The organism is Paraburkholderia sp., assembly GCF_035948235.1.
Classification (GTDB): Bacteria; Pseudomonadota; Gammaproteobacteria; order Burkholderiales; family Burkholderiaceae; genus Paraburkholderia.
On record NZ_DASZJJ010000059.1, the window covers coordinates 1 to 3386 of the forward strand.

Sequence of the window (3386 nt, forward strand, 5' to 3'; positions counted from 1 at the left end):
TTACCGTCGCGAGAAAACTGCTCGCGGATAAACGGATCGAGATAATCGGCCTCGGTGGGCAGCGCGCCGCCGAAGTCGCTATCGGCATAGGTGCGCAGCGCCGGAAACAGCCAGTGGCCGTGATAGCGCACGACCAGCGGGCGATCGCTGGCGATCGCACCCGCCAGCAGACTCGCGACGAACAACACCGCGAAGATCACGAGGCTCGCAAAGCCGATGCGCTGGCGCCGCAAGCGCCGCCACCACGCGGCCGCCCGCGATACGGCCTGCGTTGACGAAGGCGCTGCGAACGTGAGAGCAGGCTCAGATTCGGATGATTGTGCCGCTTCATCGCGCGATGAGGTGGTGACTTCCATGAAGAACCCCGGATTCAGCGGCCATTGCCACCGAAGTGAATGCGCGGATCGATCAGCGCATAAGCGAGATCGCCCGCGAGCTTCGCGAACAGACTCACGACCGTGAACACAAACAACGCGCCCAGCACGACCGGATAATCACGCCCGACGATCGCGTCGTAAGACAGACGCCCCACGCCGTCGAGCGAAAACAGCGTCTCGATCAGCAGACTGCCGCTCACGTAGGCGGAAACGAACGCAGCGGGCAAACCCGTTGCAATGGGAATCAACGCATTGCGCAGGATGTGCCGCCACACCACTGCGCCGCGCGAGACGCCCTTGGCGCGCGCAGTCAGCACATACTGGCGCGAAAGCTCGTCGATAAACGCGTTGCGCGTCAGAAACGAAACGACCGCAAGACTGCTGGTGACCGATGCCGTGACCGGCAGCACCAGATGCCAGACGCGGTCCAGCACGCGTTGCGCAAGTGGCAAGCTGTCGTGACTTTCCACGCCGAATCCGCCCAGTGGAAAGACATGCAGAAAGAGATCGCCGCTGAGCAACATCATCAGCAACACGCCCAGCACGAAACCCGGAATCGCATAGGCCGCAAGCAGCGCGGCGCTGGTCGCGAAGTCGAAAGCGGTGCCGCGCCGCAACGCTTTCGCAATGCCCAGCGGCACCGCGATCAGATACGTGAGCAACAGCGTGCAGGTGCCAAGCGTCACCGTCACCGGCAACTTGCTGACGATCAGCGCCCAGACCGAGCGATGCTGAAAAAACGACTGACCAAGATCGAAACGCGCGTAATGCGTGAGCATGCGCAGGTAGCGCGCGAGCGGCGGTACGTCGAAACCGAACTCGTGGCGGATCGCCGCAATCTGCGCCGGATCGACGCCTTCGTTGCCGTGATAGCCACCGCCGCCACCGCCGCCCTCGCCGTGCACCGACGTGCCTTGCAGGCGCGCCATGACCTGTTCCACCGGGCCGCCCGGCACGAACTGCATGATGATGAAGGTCACCGTCAACACGCCTAACAGCGTGGGAATCATGAGCAGCAATCTGCGCCCAATATACGCGAACATGCGGCCTACTCCTGTCGAGCCGCGCCTGGCGCGGTGGATTCTTCGTGGCCGCCAGTTGCGCCGGTTGCGCCAGTTGCATCTGGCGCGGCGTGCCACCAGCCGACCACCCAGTCGATCCAGCCATACTGCTGCGGCACGCGCTCGGGCGGCGCAATACGCCGGTTCCATGCGACGCGCGCATGCGTAATGTGCCATTCCGGCACCATGATGCGATCGCACAGCAGCACGCGATCAAGCGCACGCGCGGCGGCGATCACCTCGCGCTCGCTGTGCGCACGCTGCACATCGGCGATCAGCGCATCCACGGCAGGCGACGCGATTCCCGTGTAATTTTCCGAACCCGGCGTGCTCGCCGCACGACTGCCGAAACGGCGTTCAAGTTCCGCGCCTGGAATACTGGCGGCGCGATAGCCCATCGTCGTCATATCGAAATCGAAATGCTTCAGGCGTTCGTTGATAACGGTTTGATCCATGATGCGCAGTCGCGCGTCAATACCCAGCAATTTCAGGTTGCGCACGACGATCATCAGGATGCGCTGCATGCCGGTGCCGTCGTCGAGCAGTTCGACTGTGAGCGGCGCACCCGCCGCGTTACGCAGCACGCCGTCGCGGTAATGCCAGCCCGCGTCGGCAAGTAATGCCTCGGCACGCGCGAGATTGCGGCGCAGCCCGCCTTGCCCGGATGTTTGCGGCTGCGGCGGCAATGTACCGAACACATCGGGCGGCACACTCGCACGCAGCGGATCGAGCAGCGCCAGTTCGTCGGCGCCCGGTACGCCACTCGCGGCGAACAGGCTGTCGTCGAAGAAACTGCGGCTGCGCGCGTACTGGCCGAAAAACATGTTGCGATTGATCCATTCGTAGTCGAGCGCAAGGCCAATCGCCTCGCGCACGCGAATGTCCTGGAATTTAGCGCGACGCAAATTGAAGAACAGCCCTTGCGCGTCGCTGATACCGTGCTCCGCGAATTCCTGCTTGTGCAGCATGCCGCTCGCAAAGCCCGGGCCGCTGTAATTGCGCGACCATTGCTCGGCGGTGCCCTCGAACATGGCGTCGATATCGCCCGCGCGAAACGCCTGCAGCGGCGCGGAGGAATCGCTATAAAGACGAAAACTCACATTGGCGAAATTGAACATACCGCGCCGCACGGGCAGATCAACGCCCCAATACTGCGGATTGCGGCGATAGACGATCTCGCGATTGCTTGCGCGCGCATCGATCAGATACGGCCCACTTGCGACGGGCGGCACGGTGGCAAGCTGGTCGAATCCCTGCGTGTCGCCCTGCGGCGTTCGCGCCCAGTCGCGCGAAAACACGTAGAGATCGCCCGCTTCGAGCACGGCTCGGCGCTGCGCCGCACGAAAGACAAAACGCACCGTCTGCGCATCGACGACCTCCACGGCTCGAATCAAGGCGTAACGGCTGCTATAGAGCGGCGAAGTGAACGAACCCGTCAATTGCTCGAACGAATAGCGCACGTCCTCAGCCGTCACCGGCGCGCCGTTCGAAAAGCGCGCGGCCGGATTCAGATGAAAGGCGGCCGAGAGTCCATCTGGCGCGATCGCAACACGATCGGCGAGCAGCGGATATTGCGTGCCCACTTCATCAAGGCTGCGCTGCATCAGCGTCTCGAACATCAGATTGACTTCGTCCGGCGCCGCATTGCCACGTAGCAGAAACGGATTGAGCGAATCGTAGGTCGAAACCTCGTTATAGTTCGCCAGTCGCAGCGTGCCGGTGCGCGGCGGCGCGTGGTCGGCCCACGCTAAACGCCGCATTGACGCATCGGGACGTGCATCGTCGAACAGCGCAAGCGTGTTCTGCCATGACGGTGCGGGCGCGGCGTGCGCAAACGCGACGACGCTCAAGGCACATACGTATCCCGCCACGGGCGCGAAACGCATGAGAGCCGCCGTCATGCCTCGACTACCGCCGCCCCGCCAAGCCGGCCTCACAGATCGAACCT

2 protein-coding genes and 1 pseudogene are annotated in these 3386 nt (G+C 63.3%); all 3 read right to left on the bottom strand.

Features of this window, described 5'->3' with window-relative positions; all coding sequences use genetic code 11:
- Positions 1–356 (bottom strand): annotated as a pseudogene (locus VG320_RS03740) (ABC transporter permease); the annotation flags it as partial.
- Between the two features lie 14 nt (positions 357–370).
- Entirely contained in the window at positions 371–1420 is a 1050-nt protein-coding gene (locus tag VG320_RS03745) for an ABC transporter permease subunit (protein WP_327198814.1), read from the bottom strand.
- A 5-nt stretch (positions 1421–1425) separates the two neighbouring features.
- On the bottom strand, positions 1426–3324 hold the full coding sequence (locus VG320_RS03750) for an extracellular solute-binding protein (RefSeq protein ID WP_327198815.1): 1899 nt from the start codon (positions 3322–3324) through the stop codon (positions 1426–1428).
- Positions 3325–3386: the final 62 nt, after the last annotated feature.

What these genes read in the sequence shown, in the direction of transcription:
- VG320_RS03745 (WP_327198814.1), bottom strand. Translation starts at nt 1,420, where the DNA reads ATGTTCGCGTATATTGGGCGCAGATTGCTGCTCATGATTCCCACGCTG.
- VG320_RS03750 (WP_327198815.1), bottom strand. Translation starts at nt 3,324, where the DNA reads ATGCGTTTCGCGCCCGTGGCGGGATACGTATGTGCCTTGAGCGTCGTC.